General features: G+C 35.3%; 22 protein-coding genes. 6 read left to right on the top strand and 16 right to left on the bottom strand.

Translation table 11 applies throughout. The features are described 5' to 3' along the window. Positions 1-30 precede the first annotated feature (30 nt). The 3 genes from ACULEU_RS11090 to ACULEU_RS11080 all read right to left on the bottom strand — a co-directional run bounded on the left by ACULEU_RS11090 (position 31) and on the right by ACULEU_RS11080 (position 4030). Positions 31-2466: a TonB-dependent receptor gene (locus tag ACULEU_RS11090; RefSeq protein ID WP_445452655.1), complete on the bottom strand. Its 2436-nt coding sequence runs from the start codon at positions 2464-2466 to the stop codon at positions 31-33. 82 nt (positions 2467-2548) lie between these two features. Beyond that, the gene (locus ACULEU_RS11085; RefSeq protein ID WP_445452654.1) at positions 2549-3463 is read right to left on the bottom strand and encodes a FecR family protein; all 915 of its coding nucleotides are present in this window, start codon (positions 3461-3463) and stop codon (positions 2549-2551) included. A gap of 45 nt (positions 3464-3508) precedes the next feature. Next, positions 3509-4030 carry an RNA polymerase sigma factor gene (locus ACULEU_RS11080; protein WP_445452653.1) on the bottom strand — a complete coding sequence of 174 codons (522 nt, stop codon included), beginning with the start codon at positions 4028-4030 and terminating at the stop codon, positions 3509-3511. Positions 4031-4134: 104 nt separating this feature from the next. Between ACULEU_RS11080 and ACULEU_RS11075 the strand changes: the two genes are divergently transcribed. The 5 genes from ACULEU_RS11075 to ACULEU_RS11055 all read left to right on the top strand — a co-directional run bounded on the left by ACULEU_RS11075 (position 4135) and on the right by ACULEU_RS11055 (position 8253). Next, the gene (locus ACULEU_RS11075; protein ID WP_445452652.1) at positions 4135-5175 is read left to right on the top strand and encodes a hypothetical protein; all 1041 of its coding nucleotides are present in this window, start codon (positions 4135-4137) and stop codon (positions 5173-5175) included. A 10-nt stretch (positions 5176-5185) separates the two neighbouring features. Beyond that, on the top strand, positions 5186-5374 hold the full coding sequence (locus ACULEU_RS11070) for a hypothetical protein (RefSeq protein WP_445452651.1): 189 nt from the start codon (positions 5186-5188) through the stop codon (positions 5372-5374). Between the two features lie 17 nt (positions 5375-5391). Continuing rightward, positions 5392-5850, top strand: a complete 459-nt coding sequence (locus tag ACULEU_RS11065) for a hypothetical protein (RefSeq protein ID WP_445452650.1) — start codon at positions 5392-5394, stop codon at positions 5848-5850. 137 nt (positions 5851-5987) lie between these two features. After that, entirely contained in the window at positions 5988-7319 is a 1332-nt protein-coding gene (ffh, locus tag ACULEU_RS11060) for a signal recognition particle protein (protein WP_445452649.1), read from the top strand. Between the two features lie 52 nt (positions 7320-7371). Further along, on the top strand, positions 7372-8253 hold the full coding sequence (locus ACULEU_RS11055; protein WP_445452648.1) for a bifunctional 5,10-methylenetetrahydrofolate dehydrogenase/5,10-methenyltetrahydrofolate cyclohydrolase: 882 nt from the start codon (positions 7372-7374) through the stop codon (positions 8251-8253). A 38-nt stretch (positions 8254-8291) separates the two neighbouring features. Here ACULEU_RS11055 and ACULEU_RS11050 read toward each other — a convergent pair whose 3' ends face one another. From ACULEU_RS11050 to ACULEU_RS11035, 4 genes are read right to left on the bottom strand one after another with little or no spacing between them, the layout of a single operon-like run. Beyond that, positions 8292-9248: a hypothetical protein gene (locus ACULEU_RS11050; protein WP_445452647.1), complete on the bottom strand. Its 957-nt coding sequence runs from the start codon at positions 9246-9248 to the stop codon at positions 8292-8294. Between the two features lie 8 nt (positions 9249-9256). After that, on the bottom strand, positions 9257-9691 hold the full coding sequence (locus ACULEU_RS11045; protein WP_445452646.1) for a DUF1456 family protein: 435 nt from the start codon (positions 9689-9691) through the stop codon (positions 9257-9259). 50 nt (positions 9692-9741) lie between these two features. Then, positions 9742-10539, bottom strand: a complete 798-nt coding sequence (locus tag ACULEU_RS11040) for an alpha/beta hydrolase (RefSeq protein ID WP_445452645.1) — start codon at positions 10537-10539, stop codon at positions 9742-9744. A gap of 12 nt (positions 10540-10551) precedes the next feature. Beyond that, the gene (locus ACULEU_RS11035; protein ID WP_445452644.1) at positions 10552-11016 is read right to left on the bottom strand and encodes a hypothetical protein; all 465 of its coding nucleotides are present in this window, start codon (positions 11014-11016) and stop codon (positions 10552-10554) included. Between the two features lie 111 nt (positions 11017-11127). Between ACULEU_RS11035 and ACULEU_RS11030 the strand changes: the two genes are divergently transcribed. After that, positions 11128-11529 (top strand): excinuclease ABC subunit B, encoded by a 402-nt coding sequence (locus tag ACULEU_RS11030; RefSeq protein ID WP_445452643.1) that lies wholly within the window; start codon positions 11128-11130, stop codon positions 11527-11529. A gap of 51 nt (positions 11530-11580) precedes the next feature. On the opposite strand, the gene ACULEU_RS11025 is transcribed toward ACULEU_RS11030, so the two are convergent. The 9 genes from ACULEU_RS11025 to ACULEU_RS10985 form a co-directional block, all read right to left on the bottom strand. Next, entirely contained in the window at positions 11581-12078 is a 498-nt protein-coding gene (locus ACULEU_RS11025) for a hypothetical protein (protein WP_445452642.1), read from the bottom strand. Between the two features lie 36 nt (positions 12079-12114). Further along, a complete protein-coding gene (locus tag ACULEU_RS11020; protein WP_445452641.1) occupies positions 12115-14100 on the bottom strand; it encodes a hypothetical protein in 1986 nt (661 codons plus the stop codon). Between the two features lie 2 nt (positions 14101-14102). Further along, positions 14103-14261, bottom strand: a complete 159-nt coding sequence (locus ACULEU_RS11015; RefSeq protein WP_445452640.1) for a hypothetical protein — start codon at positions 14259-14261, stop codon at positions 14103-14105. A gap of 132 nt (positions 14262-14393) precedes the next feature. Then, the gene (locus ACULEU_RS11010) at positions 14394-17291 is read right to left on the bottom strand and encodes a response regulator (RefSeq protein WP_445452639.1); all 2898 of its coding nucleotides are present in this window, start codon (positions 17289-17291) and stop codon (positions 14394-14396) included. Positions 17292-17467: 176 nt separating this feature from the next. Continuing rightward, the gene (locus ACULEU_RS11005; protein WP_445452638.1) at positions 17468-18841 is read right to left on the bottom strand and encodes a hypothetical protein; all 1374 of its coding nucleotides are present in this window, start codon (positions 18839-18841) and stop codon (positions 17468-17470) included. A gap of 65 nt (positions 18842-18906) precedes the next feature. Beyond that, positions 18907-20895 carry an excinuclease ABC subunit UvrB gene (gene uvrB, locus ACULEU_RS11000; RefSeq protein ID WP_445452637.1) on the bottom strand — a complete coding sequence of 663 codons (1989 nt, stop codon included), beginning with the start codon at positions 20893-20895 and terminating at the stop codon, positions 18907-18909. Between the two features lie 86 nt (positions 20896-20981). After that, positions 20982-22184 (bottom strand): DUF3570 domain-containing protein, encoded by a 1203-nt coding sequence (locus ACULEU_RS10995; protein ID WP_445452636.1) that lies wholly within the window; start codon positions 22182-22184, stop codon positions 20982-20984. Positions 22185-22196: 12 nt separating this feature from the next. After that, positions 22197-22403 carry a DUF4266 domain-containing protein gene (locus ACULEU_RS10990; RefSeq protein ID WP_445452635.1) on the bottom strand — a complete coding sequence of 69 codons (207 nt, stop codon included), beginning with the start codon at positions 22401-22403 and terminating at the stop codon, positions 22197-22199. Between the two features lie 4 nt (positions 22404-22407). Continuing rightward, positions 22408-23328: an FAD:protein FMN transferase gene (locus ACULEU_RS10985; RefSeq protein ID WP_445452634.1), complete on the bottom strand. Its 921-nt coding sequence runs from the start codon at positions 23326-23328 to the stop codon at positions 22408-22410. Between the last annotated feature and the right edge of the window lies 1 nt (position 23329).

Here is a 23329-nt window from a genome sequence, read left to right as displayed (position 1 = left end):
ACTCGGTGGCACTTTTGTCTCTTTTTGTTCTTAGAAACTTATTTTTACGCTAAAATTAGGTGTCATTTCTAACGAATAAGTGTCTACACTTTCTACCGTAAAATTAGTAGGGTTCACTCGGTAAGATCGGTTAAGACTGTTCTTGGTATTCAAAACGTTCAAAACCGAAATGGCTGTTAACAGATTAACTTTCGTGTTTAATTTCCAATCTTTTGAGGCAGAAAAATTCACCTGAAAATAATCCTTTAACCTCGAATTATTCGGAGCATTATAGGCAATAGTTTGGTTGGTTTCTGATACTATAAAAGTGGTTGGAGTTGTAATGGGTCTTCCGCTATGCCATTTGGCGCCCAATGCTAATTTTAATTTTTCCCATTCATAAATTCCGGCCCAACCAATGGCATGGGTTACTTCAAAATTATTGGGAAATGAAGTGCTGTTTAGTGCATCAAAATCATATTTGTTGTCGTTATAGGAATAGCTCAGCCAACTGTAAAATTTATGAAATGATTTTTGAATCAGAAACTCTGTACCAAAAACTCTGTAATTTCCTGTGGATTTTACAAATTCAAATTGGTTTAAAAATCCTTGGCTATTGCTCGTGATTCCGTTGATTTCTTTATAGAAATTATCGAAGGTTATCAGCCACTTATTTTTAGTATAAGTGAATCCCAATGAGATTTGTCGGCTCTTTTGAATTGGAATAGAATCGTTGTCTGACAACGTCCATCTTCGCTTTTCAACACCTAAAAAATCCTGCTGTAAATCGATAATCTGCGAAAGTGTCTGACTTTTTTTCTCCGCTAGAATTTCCAATTTTAGGCTAGGACTTATTGACTGATTGAACTGCAAACGAGGTTCCAAAAGCAGCGCATTAAACTTATCAAAATAGTTGGCGCGAACGCCTGTTGTAAGCAATGTCTTTTTGTTTTCCGTTTTAAAAACACCTTCCAATATGCCAACGTGTGTTCGTAAAACATTGGTAATTGTTCGGGAGAAAAGAGGAATATTAATCTGATCAAAATTGGTTACGCCAGTCTCGTTAAACTGATATCCCACATTGAGTGTTGTGGTTTTACTGATGGTATTCGAGTTTTTTACACGGAATCCGGTATCAAGAACCTTATTTTTTTGCTCCAAAATCTGATTGCTTTCTAAGGTTTGGCTCAAAGAATTCAAATCATAACTGGATAAATAGGCCTCAAATTCGCTAAAATGATTAGAATTCCAATTGGTTTTCCATTGAAGACTTGTTCCAAAATTTTCTTGTTCCAAGTCACTTTTCTTAGTCAAATCTGCAGAAGATTGGTTAAATAGCAACGAGTTTTCAATAGTAATCAAATCGATATTCAACTCGTGTTTCGAACCTATTTTTTGCTCAAATTGCGCTGTAATATCATAAAAGAAAAAGTCGACATTACTTTTGTAATTTATAATTTCATCATTGTTCAAGTTAGTTATTACAGTATTTTGAAAAACACGGTCGCTGTAGTTGGTATACGTTGGCGTTTGCAATAAATCGGTAAACGATCGTCTGGCAGATAAAGTAAAGTTTGCTTTATCAGAAAGTTTTAATTTCGTAAACAACTCCGCACTAATCATGTTGGTACTGATACTTGTATTGTTGTTTTCTACATTCTTCGAAAAAGAAGAGATGTCAACAAGGCTAGAGACACTTTCACCAAAAAAAGCAGAGCTTCCATTTTTTGTGATGGAAATGGTTTGAGCCAAGGACGGATTGAAAGCTGAAATCAGTCCAAAAAAATGTCCCGTTTGAAACATTCGTATTCCATTCCAAAGAAATAAATTTTGATCATGGGTTCCGCCACGAACATTGATGTTGGAGACGGTTTCATCCAAACTCATAATCCCGGGAATCTGTTGCATGGTTTGTAAAACATCGGGTTCAATCAAGCCAGGTAGAATTCCGAATTTTTTTGGTTTCACTTCAATAGAGCCATCCTCTTTTTTACTGATGCCAGTGGCCAAATAACGTTGTGTTACTACTTCGTCAAGCGATTGGCTGATGGCTTGCAGTTTAAATTTCGGGCAGTTCGTTACATACAAATCAACCGGATTTATACTAAATGATTGGTAACTTTGATGCTGAACTTCGATGCGGTTTGAGGAAACTTTCGGTACTTCAAAATAGCCATTTTCATTGGTAAATATCGAAACGGAGACATTATCAATTTTGATAACAGCATTTTCAATTCCATTTCCAGATGCTGCATCAAGCAAAAAACCACAGAGTGGTTTGTCTAAGTTTTTATCGTTAAAAATGGTATAATACTTCCGGCTGACTAATTTAAATTGAAGTTGCGTTTCTTCTTTTATGTAGGCTATTTTTTGTTCAAGAGACTTTTTTTTATCGGGTTCCAACAAAGCATAGACTACTATTTCATCCTCAAGATAGTTGAATTTTACTTGATGATCCTGACTAATCTGTTCTAAAATATTTTTCAATGGAATGGCTTTCTTTTCCGTTTGTGCCCAACTCTGGACAACTGTGAAAAGAAAAAAGAAAATAAAAAGTGAACAGACTAACCTATTTTTGAGCATTCACGGCGGTTAATATAATTTTGTTTTTAGTCACTTTTACAGGCTTTAAATGATAGCTAATGGACAAAACCTGTAAAGCAACATCAATGTTTTCACACGGAATAGTTCCGGTAAATAATTGATTGCTATCAGTGATTTTCAATTCCAAAGTTACATTAAAATGACGTTCAAACTCACTTACAATGGATTTTAAATCGGATTGATAAAAAACCATTTCATTACTAAGCCACTCAGGTTTTTCGACTTTATTTTGGGGAATATCAAGAGATTTACCGTCTTGAAAGGCAACACTCATTCCTTTAGTGATAATGAGCTCTGTATTATTATAGTTTATTTTGACTTTACCTTCATAGCAGCTAACATCAAATCGATTATCTCGTTGTTTGACATTAAACTGTGTTCCTAGAACACTTACTTTACCCAAGGATGTATTGACTACGAATGTTTTTCCTTTTGCTACTTTAAAATAGGCTTCTCCTTGCAATTCCAAGGAACGTCTGCTGTCCCAACCCCATTTTTTATAATTGATTTCAGAACCAGAGTTTAAAACGACTTCGGATTGATCGGGTAATACAAACGTTGTGCGAGATCCATTTTGAGCAAACTCTGATGAGGTTTCAAAGTTTTTATAGGTAAAAAATAAACCCAATCCAATGACCAAAACCGCGGCAACTCTAAACATCCAGTGCTGTGTTAAAGAAACCGTTTTAACTTGTTTTTTTGGTGCGTTCATTATTTTTGAAAACATCTTCTGTTCATCAAAAGGAGTAATTTCCAACTTCGCGGAATGATTTTTAATTTTTTCATAAAGCGCAAAGTCAGGATCAGCTTTAAAAGCAGCTAATTCTTGCTCCGTCATTTCTCCGGAAAGCCATTTTGCTAATTTGTAATTTTCTTCCATAATTTTGAGGCATTTCAATCTAAAACAGATTGCGATTATTTTACCCTACTTAAAATGATCAAACTCTTTTCGTAACTCCACTAATGCCAAATGTATACGCTTTTCTACAGCTTTGACTGAAATATCCAATTCATTTGCAATTTCAGCATATTTTTTTCCGTCAATGCGGTGCATCAGAAAGGCAACCCTTTGTGTCTCGTTTAGGTTTTGTATGGCGGTTAACAGTTTGGTTTTAAATTGTTCTTCTTCTAAAACAAATTCTGGGCTTTCATTTGTAGCTTCTTTATTTGGCGAACTTTTGGCATAATTCAAAACCACTTTTTGATGTGCAATAATGTTTAAAGAAGCATTATTGGCTATGGTATAAATATAGGATTTAGCTTTTTCGAGAGGAACATCGGCACAATTTTGCCATAATTTGATGAAAGCTTCCTGAGCTATATCTTCGGCTTGATCTTCGTTGCCAAACTTGTAATAAAGATAATTGCGTAATGCTTTAGCATGACTTTTAAAGAAAGCCGAAAAAATGCTTTCTTTGCATATACCTGATAAATCCTCTTTTGACATATTGTTTTGGCTTTGTCTCGGGTAAAAATAATTATTTTTTTTAATTATGGTAGGGTAAATTACGAAATGCGTGTTTTTACCTCATACCATCATAGTATAATCTTATGAAAATAGTGCGATACATAATTTTGGGCTTACTACTAGTTTCTTTTGGCAGCTGTCAAGAAGAAGAAAATACTGTTATTGATGAAAATACGCAAGGATTTTTAAAAACATCTCCGATGGCAGGACTTTTATCAAGAACATCACAAAATCCAACAGCAATTGATAATGTTTTGGATAAATCTAGTATGATTGGTATTCAACTTCCAGTTACAGTGACTGTCAATAGTAATACCATCGTAGTTTCATCGCGAGCAGATTATCAGTTGGTTCAAGATGCTATAGAGGAAGATGATGACGATGATGATATCGTTTATTTTAATTATCCTATTACAATACAATATCAAAACTATGCGACAGAACTCATCAATAGTTACAGTCAATTGCAAGCAGCCATTGCGGCTTGTGGCGATGACGATAATTTCGATGAAATTGATTGTGTTTCATTAGTATATCCATTAAGTATTAATTTATACGATGCTAATAATCAGATTGCGAATACGGTCACAGTAACGAGCAACACTACTTTATTTAATTTTTTAGCGAATTTGAATTCGGCTACTTATGTTGCATTAAGCTATCCAATATCCGTTGTAAATTCTGATTGGCAAACAGTAGTTATAAATTCAAATTCCGAATTAATGGGATTTTTAGAAGATTCTATAGGTGATTGTGACGACAATAGCGGTGGCGGCGGTTCTGGGGGAACCTCTTTAGAAACAGTGATTTCTTCGGGAACTTGGTATGTCTCTTATTATTTTGAAGAAGACGATGATGAAACAGATGATTTTGAAGGATATGTCTTTACCTTTAATACAGGTGGAACATTAACTGCGGTTTTAAATGCAGTGCCGACTAACGGACATTGGAGTGTTATTTCTGATAGTGGTCAAGACAAGTTAGATTTATCTTTTTACGGAACCAGTTTAGAGGAATTAGAAGACGATTGGCGCATTATCGAATATTCTGAAACCCAAATCAGACTCAAAGATGTAAGCGGTGGAAACGGTGACACAGACTATCTCACTTTTACAAAAAATTAAACAATAGATTATGAAACTTTTGCATCGAAAATTCTTTAGTGATACTACTGATGTTCATGAGAAAACCGATAAGTTTTCGGCAAAAGAAACATCTAGAGTACATTATATTCTCAATCAGTTTTTGATTTGGTTTTTTATCATTTCAATAGTGATGTTTGTTATTAATTACCTTGATATTACTACTTATTTAAATCCTTAATCTTTAAACTTAAAACTATGAAAAAAGTATTTTTAATTCCGGCCTTATTTTGCCTAATGATGCTAAATGTTGCGTCGATGTGTAGCTCAGACGATAATTCCTCTTCTACAGATCCTACTCCGGTAATCAACACAGCAAGCCAAGGAACTTGGCGTGTAACTAGTTATGTAGACTCAGGAAATAATGAAACCAATGATTTTACTGGTTACAATTTTACCTTTGCTTCCGGTAATGTTTTAACCGCGACTAACGGTACCAATACATACACGGGATCATGGTCTGTTACTTCAGATGACAGTGATGATGACAACCCAAGTGGCGACTTAGATTTTAATATTGCATTCGGTGCTCCTGCTAATTTTGCTGATTTGACGGATGATTGGGATATTGTTACGTATTCTGCGAACACCATTTCGTTAATTGATGTAAGTGGTGGAAATGGAGGAACTGATACTTTAGTTTTTACAAAAAATTAAGTTAGTTTTTAAAGTTGAGTTACTATTTTGAAAACCATCTTGTTTGAAAAACAAGATGGTTTTTTTTATTCCGTCGAATCATAAAATTTCGAAATCAAATCCTTAAATTTGCACTTCATTAAAAACAAAGTTTACCGATGTTCAATAATTTAAGTGATAAACTAGATAAAGCATTCCATATCCTAAAGGGACACGGAAAAATTACCGAAGTCAATGTAGCCGAAACTTTGAAAGAAGTCCGTCGCGCATTGCTTGATGCCGATGTTAATTTTAAAATCGCCAAAGATTTTACCACAAAAGTTAAAGAAAAAGCTATTGGTGAAAACGTTTTGACAACCTTACAACCCGGACAATTATTGGTTAAAATCGTAAAAGACGAATTGACCGAATTAATGGGTGGTGATGCCACAGGAATTAATCTTTCCGGAAATCCAACCGTGATTTTAATGTCGGGTTTACAAGGTTCTGGAAAAACTACTTTTTCCGGAAAATTAGCTAGCTATTTAAAAACTAAAAAGAATAAAAAACCACTTTTAGTAGCCTGTGATATTTATCGTCCAGCGGCTATCAACCAATTGCACGTTGTGGGTGACCAAATTGGCGTTGAAGTATACTCGGAACCCGAAAATAAAAACGCGGTTCAAATTGCATTAAATGCGATCCAGCATGCCAAATCAAAAGGTTTTAATGTCGTTATTGTCGATACAGCTGGGCGTTTGGCAATTGATGAGGAGATGATGAATGAAATTGCCAATGTTCATGCCGCTATCAAACCACAGGAAACGTTATTTGTGGTAGATGCTATGACGGGTCAGGATGCGGTTAATACGGCAAAAGCCTTTAACGACCGATTGAATTTTGACGGGGTAATTTTAACCAAATTAGATGGTGATACTCGAGGTGGAGCTGCGATTTCTATCAAATCTGTAGTAGACAAACCGATTAAATTTATTGGAACGGGAGAAAAAATGGAAGCCATCGATGTGTTTTATCCATCTCGTATGGCGGAAAGAATTCTCGGAATGGGTGACGTTGTTTCTTTGGTGGAACGAGCGCAAGAACAGTATGATGAGGAAGAAGCCAGAAAAATTCAAAAGAAAATTGCTAAAAATGAATTTGGTTTTGATGATTTCCTAACGCAAATACAACAAGTAAAAAAAATGGGTAACATGAAAGACTTAGTCGGAATGATACCAGGTGCCGGAAAAGCATTAAAAGATGTTGAAATTGAAGATGATGCTTTCAAACATATTGAAGCCATTATTTATTCGATGACACCTAATGAAAGATCGAAACCATCTATCATTGATATGAAGCGAAAAACCAGAATCGCTAAAGGTTCAGGTAGAAAAATAGAAGAGGTAAATCAACTCATGAAACAATTCGACCAAATGAGTAAGATGATGAAGATGATGCAAGGTGGAGGAGCCAAAAATCTGATGAAGATGATGGGCGGAATGAAACAATAGGCAAAGGCGCGATTTTTCGCGTCTTTTTTTATAACTAACAACAACACAAACAATGGAATTATTAGACGGTAAGAAAACATCGAGTGATATCAAAAACGAAATCACAGCTGAAGTTAATAAAATGAAATCCAATGGTGAGAAAGTCCCGCATCTGGCCGCATTGATTGTCGGAAATGACGGCGCTAGTCTTACCTATGTTGGCAGCAAAGTAAAAGCCTGTGAGTTGGTAGGTTTTGAATCTACACTCATCAAAATGCCAAGCACGACATCTGAAACCGAACTTTTGAAAAAAATTGGCGAGCTCAATCAAAATGATGACATCGATGGTTTCATTGTACAACTACCTTTACCGGACCAGATTGATACGCAAAAAATATTGATGGCCATCGACCCAAGTAAAGACGTAGATGGATTTCATCCGGAGAATTTCGGAAAAATGGCTTTGGATATGACGACATTTATTCCAGCAACACCATTTGGAATTTTGGAATTGCTGGAACGCTATAATGTTGAAACTAAAGGAAAGCATACCGTTGTTATTGGTAGAAGTCACATTGTTGGTAGACCAATGAGTATTTTGATGGGAAGAAAAGGTTTTCCTGGAAATTCCACAGTGACGTTAACCCATAGTTATACTAAAAATATTGCCCAAATTACGACTCAAGCTGATATTATCATCACGGCATTAGGCGTTCCCAACTATCTAAAAGCAGAAATGGTTAAAGATGGAGCGGTTGTAATTGACGTTGGAATCACAAGAGTTGCTGATGAGAATGATCCAAGAGGCTACCGAATTACAGGTGATGTCGACTTTGAAAATGTATCTAAAAAAGCATCCCATATCACTCCGGTTCCAGGAGGCGTTGGCCCCATGACCATTGCGATGTTACTCAAAAATACGTTGTTAGCAAGAGAACAAAGACGATTAAGATAAGTACAAAAAAACCTGAGTTTTCCTAAGGTTTTTTTATTTTATAATTGGGCCAGCCAAAGCGAGGCATTTAAGTGAAGTCGGGAATGTGAATCCAATTCGGTCCAACCATAATAGAGTTTGTCCTTTTTGTATCCTGTACCATCGTCAGCGGGTGAACTGTCGCCAAGTACAACCACTCTTCCTTTTCCAAAAGTTGCCCAAGCACACATAATATTAGCGTTTCCCTGAGTCGAGTTTTTTCTCCAGATTAATCCCTGAGCTGTTTTAGTCTCTGATGGCAATAAGCTAATTGAGGTACCTGCTGAAAATTTAAGTTCGGTAACTTTTCCTTGTGAACCATATACAATCGGATTGGAAGGCAAAGTATTGGAAGTAGTTTCTGAAAAAACATTCTTATCGATTTTGAAACCAAACGGATTCTTTTGTACAGTATTATGCTCCATCAAGTCATTCCATATTTGTACCGAATCATAACCGTCATGATTTCTGTCAGAACCTGTATGATTTGAAATCATAAACAAGCCACCACCGTTTTTAACAAAATTCAAGATAGCGGTTTTTTCAGAATCTGTAAATCTACTATTAGGTTCGTCGACTACAAAAACAGCATAGTTTTTTAAATCTTGACTGTGATTTTCACCATAAGTGATGCTGCTTCTTGAAGGTAAAGTTTCAACTTGATGTCCTAATTTTACTAGCGCAATTCCCCAGGAAGATAAAGCGCCGTTCCAATAGTTTTCAGGAGTTGAAGCTGTTATAGAAGTTTGATTCGGAGTTGGAAATTGTTGTGGAAACCTATCAGCATCCAAAATCCAGTCGGCATTTCCTGCTGTTTGCGCTTTGGAAGCATCAAAAAGAAATTTCTTAGGAGTAGTTTTTGAAAGGCTACTTTCCTTATTGATTTCAGGCGTAACACTAGTTTCATTGGTTTTATCTTTACAAGAAAAACTTGGAATCAGTAAACAAAAAACCAATAATTTAAGCAACAACTTCATACAGAAAACTACTTTTTGTTTTTACCATTTTTGTACTGCACTTTTTCAACAACCTGAACTTTAGGTGCTGCTCTTTTATCTTTAGGATTGAAAGGCTTCTTTTTGGTTTCTGTTTTAGGCTTGAACTCGGTTTTGGGTTTAAATTCAGCTTTAGGTTTTTCAGAAGTATTCTTTTTTACATCTTCTTGATTTTGCTTGATAACATCCATGGCATTTTTCGGATTTTCTTTGGTGCCACGAAGATGAATTACCAATCCGTTTAGAAAATTACGCAGTACTTGGTCTCCACAATCCATATATTTAGGATGATCGGTAGTTCTAAAAAAAGCACCTAATTCGGCTGCAGAAATCCGAAAATCTACCAGTTGCATAATTTCTACAATTTGGTCATCACGCAATTGCAAGGCTACACGCAGTTTTTTAAAGATATCGTTGTTGTTCATTAGTTTCTGATTTAGATTTTAACTTGGATTTTCTACGTTAAACAACGCAATTAGAAAAGCCAAAGGTACGCCTTTTTGAACTGCTCTCTCCATAATTTTTCATTGTGTTGACCACCTTTAACGATGACTTCTTTGTTCTTTTTTTTACATTCACATCGTTTGGAATTGACCCAATATTCTATATTCTTCATGTCAGGAATAACATCGGCATCACCTTCATTATCTCCGCACATGAAATATATTTTAGTATTAAAGTCTTTTGTTTTTGATAGTAGTTCGTTCATTTCATTTCTGCCAAACCAAAAAGCAGGGGAGAAGCAGCCCACTTTTCCAAATACATTTGGATATTTGATAGCAGCATAAAACGACACTAATCCACCAAGAGAACTGCCAAAAATAGCTGTGTTTTTCGAATTAGTTTTAGTTCTAAAGGTAGCATCAATCTTTGGCTTCAATGTATTAACAATGAAATCGAGATAGTCATCGGCTTTGCCGCCACCATATTTTGAATGTTTGAATGGAGTCAATTCTTCTATACGTTTGTCTCCACCATGTTCAATTCCGATAACAATCACTTTAGCATTAATGCTGTCTAAAGTTTCATCCACATTCCATTCACCAACATAAGAAGTCGAAGCATCAAATAAGTTTTGTGCATCGTGTAGGTACATTACGGGATATTTTTGAGTGGAAGTTTTGTAATTTTTGGGTAGATAAACCCAAATCTTCTTATTGGTTTTGAGTTGAGGCGCATCAATAGAAAAGGTTGAAACCTGAGCACTTGCAGTACTTTGGGCGAAAATATTGGATAGATAAAAGAATACTATCAACAAAAGATACTGTTTCAAGATGCCTCTGAATTAGAATTGTTCTTCATTAGATGGATCTTCTTTTTTATCCTTTTTATCCTTTTTGTCTTTCTTTTTGGATTTAAGATTAGCTTTAAACAGTTTATATTTCTCTTTCTGCTCTTTGTTTAGATAGGAATTAATCACAACATCCGTTTTATCCATCATGGCTTTGATCTCTTTGGATTTGTCTTCCTGTGAGTCTTCTTTTTTCATGATAATATCGATATTCTTACTGTTGGACAGAATTTCATTTTTTATGGCGATAACTTGAAGCTCATCGAGAGTTAATTCACTTTTTAATTTGACCATATATTTATCAACATATTGAACCCTGTCTTTTTCAATTTCTTCTGGTGTTGGTGGTTTTGGTGTTCTGTTATCTCTAAGGTCCCTATTGACGCCATAATAATTTTGCGCCGATGAAGTCATTGAGGTAAGGAGTAAACAAAAAACGAAAATTCTAAAAGCTTTCATAGTAATTATGTTTGTTGAGCAAAATTAGATAAAATTGTATTGTATCGATGTTAAAAAAAATATGATTATCTTATCTATAAAAATTATATTTTAGCTAAAAATAAATATTTGATGGACAAATACGAAGAAAAATTAGCACTTTTATCCGAAATGATAGCTTTTTCAGTTGTAGACGGAAGGCTTCATGAAAGAGAATATCTTTTTTTGTCAATGATAGCTGAAGAACTTCAGATTGACAAAGATGCGTTCAAGAGCCTGTTTCATCATGAAGAGTATCCTGTAGTTATCAAATCGGAATTTGAACGAATCCAGCAATTCTATCGTTTGGCTTTATTGATGCATTGTGATGGCGTTTTACACGAACGAGAACAGATTAAAATTCACGAAATTGGCATCAATATGGGATTAAATCCACATGCAATCAAAAGAGTGCTGAAAGCTATGGAAGCTTCTCCGACCAAAATGATTCCAGCAGAATATTTACTGGAAGTTTTTCAAGAGCAGTTGAATTAAAAAAAGCACCTTTCTAGGTGCTCTTGTTGTACTTTGATAAAACGTTTAAAATTATGGCACAATCGGCACTGCTTTAAAATAGCCATTTATGGAAGTAATGCCTTTGTATCCAACGCCTCCTCCTTCAACTTTAATAATTCCGGAAATTTCTGCATCATTATTTTGCGTAATTTTTATATAACCGTCATAGGCAAACCAAGTGTTGGGATTCGAAGGCAAGTTATAGGTAAAACTGTTTAATTCGCCAATAAAATAGGTGCCAACCTCTATAGAGCTAAGAGGTATTTTTATCACATTAAATGAACCGTCCATTGCGAAGATTACTTTGTCAGAAATGACTACAAATGAATCAGGAACATTGGTGTAAGGCAGAACGCCATTATATCGGTAAAAAAATTCGGGTAATCCTGGAGGTGGCGGTTTTAAAAGGTGTGAGTTAGTAATGTTGTTTTCATTTTCATTAGTTACAATAGAATCGCTACTACAAGAAAATAGGCTGGTACTTATAAAAAGTACAATTGACACTGATTTTAAAATTTTTGTTTTCATGGATGATTGTTTTTATAGATTAGTATTAAATTAAATTTAGTTTAAGCGGTAGGCAATAATGTTATTTTCTGCCCATAGCGTACCGCCAAAATTGGTGATGAATCCACTTGTATTGTGAGTTACGACATTGCCTGCAACATAATAAAAGGTCAATGGTCCGCCTGAGTTGTTGTTGATAATTATTGTACCAGTTAACAATCCATAATAATTAGAACCCGGAAGATTACCACTTATTAAACTAGAGCCCACAATATACGCTGATGGTGTTGGGTTAATAAATGGGCTGTCAGAGAAAGTAGATCTAACCCAAAAGGAAGAATCATTTGGTGTTAAAACTATGGGAAATCTGGCCAAAAGCATGTTTACATTTACTGCATAACGCCCAGATGGAAGAGTAATTGATGCTCCAGTTTGCAGATAAGGACCTGTTGTGCTTGTAATTGTTGCTCCAGTTGCTGCTAATGTTCCTACAACATTGTTAATTCCAATTTCTTGCCAAGTTCCTACTCCAGTTGCATTTGAGGTTAACACTCTACCTGTAGCTTGAGTGCCATCTACAATTCGTACAGCTCCTGAAGCAGCGCTGTTTACATGCAATAAGTTACTCGGAGTTGGCGCTCCGATTCCAACATTTCCATTTCCAGCAATAGTCATTCGCACCGGAATTGATGCAATAGCTGCTCCAGATGTTGTATTAGCAATATTGGTTGTTTGAAAGACTAATCCACCCGATGATTGATCGGTATTTATAATTGTCGGATATCCCGAATTTGACATTTGCCTAATGGCACCATTATAATAGGAGTTAAAGTAGACACCTGGCCAATCAGCTACCATTGATATTCCTTGACTTGTAGTTGAGTTTCCTCTGAAAAGGGCAGTAGTGTTTCCCGACATTCCGTCGACTTGCAGGCGAGCTAGAGTTGGTGTTTGTGTATTAATACCCACATTTCCACCCATAAATATACCAGCATTTCCTAAACCATTTCCGTTGGCATATAATGCTTGATTTGTTGCCGGAAGTATTGGTGTTGTATTTCCTAAATGAGCGTAAACACCTGTTGCAAAATAACTGTTTTGACTATTTCCAATTCCCATAACACCATTTGCATAACCTATTTGTGTTGCTCCACTTCCACTACCAATTCCTTTCATTGCAATGTTTTGATAATAAAGCAATGTATTTGTTTGACTAACCTCGCTATAAACAGCACTTTTATTAGCATTAGAGTTGTCAAATACATGTAATTTTTCAGATGGATTTGTGGTCCCTATTCCAACTTTTCCATTGGTAATACTCATTGCTCTAACCGAACCAAACTTATTTGTAATTCCTGTTCCGTTAGTAAAGAAATCCATTCTTCCTGTAAAAAAACCGTTATCGGCGCTTTCTATAAAAGTTGGTCGCCATTCATCAGGAAGTTCTTTATCACTTATCATTGAAAATCGAGTTGGACCAAAAGCACCGCGGGAACTAACTTTTAAGTCAGTTGTTCCGTTGCTCACAATTTCAAGTGTTGAGGACGGATTTGCAGTTCCAATTCCAACGTTTCCGGTTGTGTTTTTGATGCGCATTCGTTCAATATTGTCAGTTCCAATGGTTACATCATTATTATCGGTTGTTCCTAAAAAGGTTTCGGCGATACCAATAGCGGATGTTCCATAAGTTATAGGAATTGCCGGAGAAGTTATAGCGGTATTTCCGTTTAATGTCCAGCCTGAACTGGCACTAAGTGCAATCCACTGCGAACCATTCCAATAGTAAAAACCTGCAAAAACATTGTTTGGAATAACTCCAGCTGCTGCTATATTATAAACCAATGTAGAGGTTTCCAATGGTCCAGCATTTGGATTAACGACCGTTGAAGTATCTAGTGTAGAAGTTAATTGAACGCGAGGAATTAACATTCCGTTATTGGTAGATTCTACATCTAATGCGGCTTTTGGAGTGGTTGTGTTTATTCCTATTTGTGCTATTGATAAAAAAGGTAGTAACACTAGTACGAGTATAATTTTTTTCATGTTTATTTTTTTTTAAAAGTCGTTTTTACTATTAGTTTGTTTTTGTTGATGACTCTCAATTCATAGTCGCCTTTTTCAAGATGGTTTACATTGATGTATATTTTCTTGTCAAGAAACTGATTGATATTCGCTTCATATTTTACGTTTTCTTTCTTTGACATGTAACCTTCGTTTTTTTGTTGATGTAAATCTAGGATAAGCACAAAAAAATCCCTGTGACTATTGTAACAGGGATTATGATATATGTAACATGGTATTACAAGTCAATAAAATTAAGGGTTAATCGGAAAGTTTCAGCTTTTTTCTATATATTCAGAAGGTGTGCAGTGATACATTTCTTTGAAACATTTAGAGAAATAAGATACATCATTGAACCCAACAGAGTAGGCAATTTCTGAGATGTTTCCGTTGCCTTTTTTGAGTAATTCAGCACTGACTTTCAAACGTTCGTTTCGTAAGAATTCGGTTGAGGAAACGCCCAAAAGTGATTTTAATTTCCTATGTAACTGCATTCTACTCATGCCAATTTCTGATGCAAAATCTTCAGAAGTAAACTCGGAATTAGAAAGTTGTCTTTCTAAAATTGATTGTAGTTTTTCAATAAATTTTTCTTCAACCGAATTAATTACAATATCAACTGGTCGCAAAACCAATTCTTGGCTATATCGCTTGTGAAGTTTTTTGCGTTCCGTGATAAGTTGTAAAACTGTTGCTTTGACAATATCATTATTGAATGGTTTGGTCAAAAAGGCATCAGCAGTACTTTTTAGACCTTCAAGATGTGCTTCTTCCGATGTTTTTGCCGTTAATAAAATAAGCGGAATGAATGATGTTAATTCATTGGTTTTAATCTGTTTTGTAAATTCAAATCCGTCCATTTTTGGCATCATTACATCGGAAATAATACAATCTGGAATTTCTTTTTGGGCTAGTTTTAAGGCTGTTTCACCATTTTGTGCTTCCAGAATTTGATACTCGTTTTTGAATAGGTCTTTTATAACCGAACGAATTTCGGCATTATCATCTACTAGTAATAAAATAGGAAACTCAGTTTCGCAAGTAGTAGCATTTTCAATTGTTGAGCTCGTTTCTTTCGTTGGAATAACCACAGCATTTTCATTCGCAACAGTCAAAGGTATATTTACAATAAATGATAATTCGTCGTTTTCCAGCGATGTTACAATGGTTCCTTTGTACAAATCGACTAATTCTTTTACTAACGCCAAGCCAATTCCAACGCCATGTTGAGACTCGTTTTTCTGATAAAAACGCTCGAATAATTTAGGTAAATCTTCTTTTTTGACATCGCTTCCCGAATTGGAAACAACCAATTTTAAATTCGAATTTTCAACCGAAGAACTAAAAACAATGAGTTCGTCTTGAGGTGAATATTTAAAGGCATTCGAAACCAAGTTGGTCACAATTTTTTCAATTACGTCTTTGTCGAAAAGGTGATTTTCTAACGATTTGTGAATCGAAGCACTAAAATGTATTTCTTTTTCTTTCGCCTGAAATTCAAAAGGCTCGATTAAGGATTTCAAAAACAAACTGATAGTACCATTTTTCAAAATAAGCTTTAAGTTGCCACTATCAATTTTTGAAAGTTCCAGTAATTGATCAACTAATTCCAGCATTCTGGTTGAATTTGTTTGAATCAATTGTAACTTATTTTTCTGATTTACATCTGAAATTTCATTTTGCAGACTCTGAACCGGACTTTTTATCAATGTTAATGGTGTTCTGAATTCGTGCGAGATGTTGGCAAAGAAGCGCGATTTTAATTCACTGAGTTCTTTTAATTTTTGCGCAGTTTTGATTTTATTTCTGTATCCATAAAGCAAACTTCCTCCTACTAGAACCAGCAATGCTAATAAAATAATGTATATGTATTTTTGTTTCTGAGCTAATTCATTTTGCGTAGAGAGCAGTTGTATCTGTTGTTCTTTTTTCTCGGTTTGGTATATAATATCTTGTTCGTTGAGGTTTGCTAAATTTGTTTTTTCGTTGTACTTGTTAAGATAAAAATCTTTTTGACGGATTGATTTTAGGGCTGCCTCAAAGTTTTTAATTTTTTTGTAGTATTCAATTTCGGTGTTGTATACGTCTATTATATCTAAAGTGACTTCTTGTTTTTGTGCTAATCTTTTGGCAATATCAATGTCTTTTTTCGCCGATGGGTAATTGTTTTTCTTGAGGTTAATTTTTGCGTTATTTGTCAATGCATTAATTAAATAAATAGAATCTTGTAACTTAGTAAATTCGCGAACTGCCATTTCAGTATACAGACTTGCTTTGCTCAATTCATTGATTTCTTGATAGGTTTGTCCCATTAATAAAGCGATATCGTATTTATAAGGTACCGTTTTAGCGGTGTCTTTTGGATTTAAAATTTGCGTTAGATAGCTCAAAGATTTGCTGTAATTTTTATTCTTATATTCTATTTCACCCATTTTAAAGTTGGTATTCACAACAGTTATGGGATGATTTGTCTTTTTTAATAATTGCAGCGCTTTTTTGATGTAAAGATTTGCTTTTTCTTTGTTTTTTAAATCAGTATAGAACGATGCAATCTCTAATAAGTCACCAATTCTAATAGAAATATCATCTGAAAATTTATATTTAAAATATTTATCAGCTAGAATTAAATTTTTAAGAGCTAAGTTATTGTATCCTTTTCTTTTGTAAAGTTTTCCGTAGAGGTAGTAAATACTATTGTAATAATCGGTATAGTTAATTTTTTTGGTAAGTTCGAAGTACTTTTTCAATTCCACTTCTGCTTCGTCCATTTTATTTTTATTGACATAATGGTTGATGAGATGCATCATTGCAATGGAGTAAAAGTCATAATCTTTAATTTTAAAAGAACGGTCGGTACTTTTTTTATAGTAAGTTATTATTTTATCCGAACTATTTAACGACATTGAATAATACCTAGCTTGTAAAAAATCGGACATCGCTTCACATTTTTCACAGGAATTATTTTGATTCAGATTTTTTAGTTCATTAATCTTAGTTTGGGCTGTTGGTAAATCAGAGGTTATATAAATTTGAATTAATTCGCGATAGCTATCAACTTTTATTTGAATGTCTTTCGTTTTATGTATGAGTCGACTTAAAGAATCAATCTCTTTCTTATATTGCGTAAACGAAACAGTGGGAAACAATAATAAGAGGAGGAAATATTTTTTCATAAAAAACAGTTCATAAGTAAATTTATACAATTCTACTAAATAAAACTCTCTTTTATTGTGAAGAATGTAACATTATAATGTTACAATTCTTTTTGTTAAATTCTTTCCTGCAATGCTTTAGTCTGGTTACAAAATTTTGTTAGCCTAGTTAAAGTCAATCTTCTAAGTTAATTTTTCTAATTAAAAACAGGGACCAATCCGCAACCGCCACAATTGCCGCAAGAATTGGTGTGTGTTGTTGTTTCTACTAATTTTTTTCCTGTTGTATATTCGTAATCGGCTGCAGTTCGTGTGTACGAGTTAGAAATAGAACCTTTGCCGTTGCAATAGGTACACGATTTTCTACTGATGATTTTTTTGTAAATAGAAGGATTTTCAAGAGTTTCAATTTTCTCATAGACTTCCATTTTTAGTTTTGGGCTGTCGTTTAAGGCATCCATTCGAACCAAATCGCCTTGATATAAAGGTTTATTCGGAACTACATAGTATATTCCTTTGGTATTGGTGTTGTAATAGGCGTTTCCTTGAAGATTAGAAAGCCGTCTTTTTAATACATTTTCGGGAAGATTAAATATTCGTTGATTTTCAGCTTCAATTTGTCTCTGTTTTCCAATTTCTTTTTCGGAAATCAACTTTGCAGATTCAGAGGTGTCGTGAAGTTCAATTCTTTTTACCACATTGCCATTTATAATGTCATACAAATACAAATAGCTTAACTTTTCATTCGGTTTGTTGCTGTCTTGCTCTAAAAAATACGCGTGAGGTTGGGTTTCAGAAACATAAAACAAATGTGTTTTATTATTTTCCATTGAACCAGTTACAGGGTTTTTAACTGTGAAATTTGTAATTTGTTTGCCCTGAGCATCTGTTGTTGTAATTGATTTTGCTCCATAAGAATAAGTAGCGGTAAGATTACCTGAAGTAAAGTTATTGTCAAGAATTCTCCAATCAAATTTTGATTTATTGAACGACTTTGTTGACATTTCATATACTTTCGTTTTATCATCATTGTAGTCACTTACTGTTTTGTTATTATAAAAAATTTTTACAAATTTTCCATTGCCAATCACTCGTAAATCACTCATTTTGTCCGCAATAAGTTCTTTTTGACCCGTATCTAAATTCAATAAATAAGCAGTATTGCTGTTTTTTTTACTAAAATCGTAGTCCATTACGGCTATTCTGCCGTCATTTACAAAATCATATGTGTAATAAGACCATGGAGTTGTCGTGAAATTAGTGAGATTAACCAACTTTCGATATGACATTTTATTGGTTAGGACCATGTACTTAAGATAAGGATCAACACCAACTATTGGGTCGTGTAATATTTCGTTACCTAATCCTAAGTCGCTTAGTTTTTTCATCCAAATCATTTGATTAGTGATGTTATCCCAAAGTACAATTTCAGTGCCAGATAAGGTCAAGAATTTAGTTTCGTCTTGTGATACAAATAGCCTAGAAACTCTACTAGTTGTAGAGTGAGCACCGTTTTGAGCGTAACTACTGATGAAAGAAAACAGTAGCAATAAGGTGATTTTTTTTAGCATGATAAATAGTTTTTTACAAATTTACCATACTGATTGCTAGGAAAGTATACGTAAAATGTCGTATTTTATATTTTCTCCTGCAATGCTTTAATCTCATCACGATATTTAGCGGCTTGCATAAAATCTAGATCTTTGGCCGCTTTTTCCATGGCTTTTCGGGCTTCCCGAATTTTCTTTTCGATTTCAGGTTTCGATAAGTAAAGACTTTCAGGTTCGGCGGCTTTTAACGCTTGGTTTTCGTAGTATTGCGTAGAAACAGAGTTGTTTCCTAAGGCACTTCCTAAGCTTTTATTCAACGCTTTTGGCTCTAATCCATGTAAAGTATTGTAAGCTATTTGCTTTTCCCGACGATAATTGGTATCATCGATGGTTTTTTGCATACTGTTCGTAATCTTGTCAGCATACATTATGGCTTTTCCGTTGACGTTTCTGGCAGCACGTCCAACCGTTTGTGTTAAAGAACGGTGGCTTCTTAAAAAACCTTCTTTATCAGCATCCAAAATGGCTACCAGCGAAACTTCAGGTAAATCAAGACCTTCACGCAATAAGTTGACTCCAATCAGTACATCAAACAAACCTTTACGCAAATCTTGCATGATTTCAACACGCTCTAAGGTATCCACATCCGAGTGAATATAGCGGCATCTGATGGAAACTTTGGTTAAATATTTTGTGAGTTCTTCGGCCATTCTTTTTGTTAATGTAGTAACCAAAACCCGTTCATCGGCTTCACATCGTACCTGAATTTCTTCAATCAAATCGTCAATCTGATTAAGGCTTGGACGTACTTCAATAATTGGATCTAACAATCCGGTTGGGCGAATGACTTGTTCTACAAAGACACCTTCCGATTTTTCCAATTCATAATCGGCGGGAGTTGCCGAAACATAAATCACTTGGTTCTGCATACTTTCAAATTCCTCAAACTTCAGCGGACGATTGTCCATAGCAGCAGGTAATCGGAAACCATACTCGACCAGATTTTCTTTACGGCTTCTGTCGCCACCGTACATGGCATGAACCTGAGAAATAGTAACGTGACTTTCATCAACCACCATTAAAAAATCATCTGGAAAATAATCTAACAAACAGAAAGGACGTGTTCCCGGAAGTCGTCGATCCAAATAGCGGGAATAATTCTCAATTCCGGAGCAATACCCTAATTCGCGAATCATCTCTAAATCAAAATTGGTGCGTTCTTCCAAGCGTTTTGCTTCGAGATGTTTGCCAATTTCTTTAAAATAGTCTACTTGTTTGACTAAATCTTGCTGTATATCCCAAATCGCAGCTTGCAATACATCAGGCGATGTCACAAACATATTGGCCGGATAAATATTCAGTTTTTCATAACGTTCCAAGACTTTTGAACTTTTGGCGTCAAAGGCTTCAATTTCTTCAATTTCATCACCAAAAAAGTGTACCCGATATGGTTCATCGGCATAACTCGGAAAAATATCGACCGTGTCTCCTTTGATTCTGAAAGTGCCCGGAGTAAAATCGGCTTCCGTTCTAGAGTATAAACTTTGAACTAGTCGGTGTAGTAATTTGGTCCGGGAGATGACTTCGTTTTTAGCAATCGAAACCACATTTTTTTGAAATTCCACTGGATTTCCAATTCCGTACAAACACGAAACCGAAGACACCACAATAATATCACGACGACCCGAAAGTAGGGCAGAAGTGGTGCTTAATCGGAGCTTTTCGAGTTCTTCATTGATGGATAAATCTTTTTCGATATAGGTTCCCGTAACCGGAATAAAGGCTTCGGGCTGATAATAGTCGTAATACGAGACAAAATACTGTACCGAATTGTTGGGAAAAAACTGTTTGAATTCAGAATACAATTGCGCAGCCAAAGTCTTGTTATGCGCTAAAACCAAGGTCGGTTTGTCTACATTTTGAACCACATTGGCAACAGTAAAGGTTTTTCCGGAGCCGGTTACACCTAGTAGTGTTTGGTATTTTTCACCATTAATGATTCCGTTAGAGAGTTTCTCAATGGCTTGTGGCTGATCGCCTGTAGGTTTGTAATCGGATACGACTTGGAACTTCATTTTTTGATGGACTTAGCCACAAAGTTACAAAGTTAAAAGTATAAATGCTGCTACTTTTAACTTTGTAACTTTATAGAAACCAAATCTTATTTAAACTGCAGTGCCAGCGTTATGATGTGTGAATCCAAGCCGTCATTTCGGGTGTAAAATCCGTAGCGAAGATCCAAACTGTGTATCCTTTTGATATTGAAAATTCCTTTGTTACTGTCGACAAGATGATAACCCAAACCAATCATATTACTCGAGAATTTTGACAAATCATAATCACTGGTGTAATATTCGTTGGTCAGTTGGTGTTGATTTTTAGCATCAAAATATTTGGCCTGACTCTGATGGTAAAATCGATACGGAAGCGATAACGTGGAGAACTCGGTCAGTTTGTAACTGGGTTCAAAACTGATGGTATGTGAACTAATGTCCCAGTTATCATAATAGTATCGGTAGAACGTACGCAATACAATTTTATCATTTAGGAAATAGTTGCCACGAATTCCGACCGGAATTTTAAAACGTGTATTGGGTAACTTTTCAGAGCGTACGGATAAATCATCAAAATAAACTCGATTAAATTTCGTTGCCAATAATCCTTCCTGATAGCCAATATCGGCCAATACCGCTATTTGGAATTTCTTATTGATGACTTGCGATAATGTTAAACCCAGATTATAGGAATTTCGGGGTTTGGCATCATTATGTCGCGCATCATTGTCAGACGGATTGCTCCTCAATTCTATGGGAAGAATGACTTTCCAGGTATCAAAAAACGCCATTCCTTTAACTGAAAATTCACGGTTGTTATCTTTGGATGTTTTGGTAAAACCAACATTAGCTCCAATAGAGAAATAATCGTATTCAGCCGAAAAGGAAACACCTCCATTATAGATTGTTTTTTGCTCTTCGTTAGCATAACTGTAGTTCGCCGAAGGATAAATTCGGATGTCTTGATACGATGCAGAGCTGACAGAACTTGGGTCGATTTTGTCTGAGGAAGCAGAAGTGTAACTATCAATTCCGACATTTACGTCTAAAGTATGAAGGTTGTTTTTCGAATCTCTTTTGGATAAAATCACTTCAAAATTAGTAGCGATGTCGGTTAGCTTTTCCGTTCCTTCGCCACCAGTTACGGCTGAATTATTGCCGTCTTGAGTATAATAACTCGATATAAAATTGATTTCCTCAATTTTTAGTTTTTGTTTCTTGTAGTTGGTAGCAACGCTATCGTTTTGAGCTTTGGCCTGATGGCTGAACAAAAATGCCAGACAAGCTGCGGTGATGATTCTTCTTTTCATTACTTTTTTCTGTTAATTACAACCACATCCACCACCTGTTTTTCCGCCATTGGCTCCCGAACTTGCTTCTCTGTAAAGTTGAAATGTGTTTTCAAATTTTTCTGTTTTTTTGGCTGTTAGTGCCATTTCAGCATCGTTTAATTTTGATTTTTGATACTCTTTTACCGGACTACAGGCGCATAACGAGAGTAGTGCCATGGGAACAATGATTTTTTTCATGACCTTAATTAATAGTTATATTTTTAGAGAAATAGGTTTTATCGTTATCATCAATAATGATGCAGCCTATTGTTTTTAGTTGATTTATAAAATCCATTCCGACTTCAATGCCCATAACCGTAACTGGAGTTGCTAGAGCATCGGCTATTTCTGCGTTCTCGGCCAGTATGGTGACACTTTTTATTCCCGATATCGGATAGCCGGTTTTGGGATCGATGGTGTGCGAATATCTTTTGTTGTCAATCAGAACAAATTTTTCATAATTTCCTGAAGTTGCTACTGCTTTATCCGTAATCTTAAAGGTTGAGAATATGGATTTCTTTTGGTTGGGGTCGGCAACACCGATGGTCCAAGCTTCTCCATTTTCCTGAAATCCCCAAGCGGTTAAATCTCCGGAGGCATTTACAATTCCGTTTGACACACCGTTTTCCATCAATTTTTTCTTCGCCATTTCTGCGGCGTACCCTTTTCCGATTCCACCAAAACCAATCCGCATTCCTTTGTTTTTCAAAAAGACAGTTTTTCGGACTTCATCCAATTCAATATTTTCATAGTTTATTAGTGCTACTGCCTTTTTAGCCGTTTCAGCATCCGGTAACGAAGTCATATTCAAATCAAAATTCCAAAACCGTTTGTCCAGACTTCCATAGCTAATGTCGAAAGCACCTTGCGTAATTTTTGAAATAAATTGACATCTTTTAATTAAATCAAAAACTTCGTCATTCACTGCAACAGGAGCAATTCCCGCATTTTCATTGATTTTAAAAGTGATGCTGGTTTCTGAAAAAGTGGTCAGAAGTTGTTCAATCCTTTTGATTTCCTGTATGGCTATTTCAAAATTCGCTTCGGCACGGTTTTTATCCTCATCAATCAGCGTAAATTCAAATTGATTCCCCATTAACCGTGTGTTTTTTTTGAACTGCATA

Source organism: Flavobacterium sp. 25HG05S-40 (genome assembly GCF_052654735.1).
This window is presented reverse-complemented; position numbering and strand designations above follow the sequence as displayed.

Excerpts from the sequence above, each read along its gene's own strand:
- ACULEU_RS11045 (WP_445452646.1), bottom strand. The coding sequence starts at position 9,691 with ATGAACAACAACGATATCTTTAAAAAACTGCGTGTAGCCTTGCAATTG.
- ACULEU_RS11075 (WP_445452652.1), top strand. The coding sequence starts at position 4,135 with ATGAAAATAGTGCGATACATAATTTTGGGCTTACTACTAGTTTCTTTT.
- uvrB (WP_445452637.1), bottom strand. The coding sequence starts at position 20,895 with ATGAAGTTCCAAGTCGTATCCGATTACAAACCTACAGGCGATCAGCCA.
- ACULEU_RS11055 (WP_445452648.1), top strand. The coding sequence starts at position 7,372 with ATGGAATTATTAGACGGTAAGAAAACATCGAGTGATATCAAAAACGAA.
- ACULEU_RS11030 (WP_445452643.1), top strand. The coding sequence starts at position 11,128 with ATGGACAAATACGAAGAAAAATTAGCACTTTTATCCGAAATGATAGCT.
- ACULEU_RS11080 (WP_445452653.1), bottom strand. The coding sequence starts at position 4,030 with ATGTCAAAAGAGGATTTATCAGGTATATGCAAAGAAAGCATTTTTTCG.
- ACULEU_RS11020 (WP_445452641.1), bottom strand. The coding sequence starts at position 14,100 with ATGAAAAAAATTATACTCGTACTAGTGTTACTACCTTTTTTATCAATA.
- ACULEU_RS10985 (WP_445452634.1), bottom strand. The coding sequence starts at position 23,328 with ATGCAGTTCAAAAAAAACACACGGTTAATGGGGAATCAATTTGAATTT.
- ACULEU_RS11005 (WP_445452638.1), bottom strand. The coding sequence starts at position 18,841 with ATGCTAAAAAAAATCACCTTATTGCTACTGTTTTCTTTCATCAGTAGT.
- ffh (WP_445452649.1), top strand. The coding sequence starts at position 5,988 with ATGTTCAATAATTTAAGTGATAAACTAGATAAAGCATTCCATATCCTA.
- ACULEU_RS11050 (WP_445452647.1), bottom strand. The coding sequence starts at position 9,248 with ATGAAGTTGTTGCTTAAATTATTGGTTTTTTGTTTACTGATTCCAAGT.
- ACULEU_RS11025 (WP_445452642.1), bottom strand. The coding sequence starts at position 12,078 with ATGAAAACAAAAATTTTAAAATCAGTGTCAATTGTACTTTTTATAAGT.
- ACULEU_RS10995 (WP_445452636.1), bottom strand. The coding sequence starts at position 22,184 with ATGAAAAGAAGAATCATCACCGCAGCTTGTCTGGCATTTTTGTTCAGC.
- ACULEU_RS11065 (WP_445452650.1), top strand. The coding sequence starts at position 5,392 with ATGAAAAAAGTATTTTTAATTCCGGCCTTATTTTGCCTAATGATGCTA.
- ACULEU_RS10990 (WP_445452635.1), bottom strand. The coding sequence starts at position 22,403 with ATGAAAAAAATCATTGTTCCCATGGCACTACTCTCGTTATGCGCCTGT.
- ACULEU_RS11010 (WP_445452639.1), bottom strand. The coding sequence starts at position 17,291 with ATGAAAAAATATTTCCTCCTCTTATTATTGTTTCCCACTGTTTCGTTT.
- ACULEU_RS11085 (WP_445452654.1), bottom strand. The coding sequence starts at position 3,463 with ATGGAAGAAAATTACAAATTAGCAAAATGGCTTTCCGGAGAAATGACG.
- ACULEU_RS11015 (WP_445452640.1), bottom strand. The coding sequence starts at position 14,261 with ATGTCAAAGAAAGAAAACGTAAAATATGAAGCGAATATCAATCAGTTT.
- ACULEU_RS11035 (WP_445452644.1), bottom strand. The coding sequence starts at position 11,016 with ATGAAAGCTTTTAGAATTTTCGTTTTTTGTTTACTCCTTACCTCAATG.
- ACULEU_RS11070 (WP_445452651.1), top strand. The coding sequence starts at position 5,186 with ATGAAACTTTTGCATCGAAAATTCTTTAGTGATACTACTGATGTTCAT.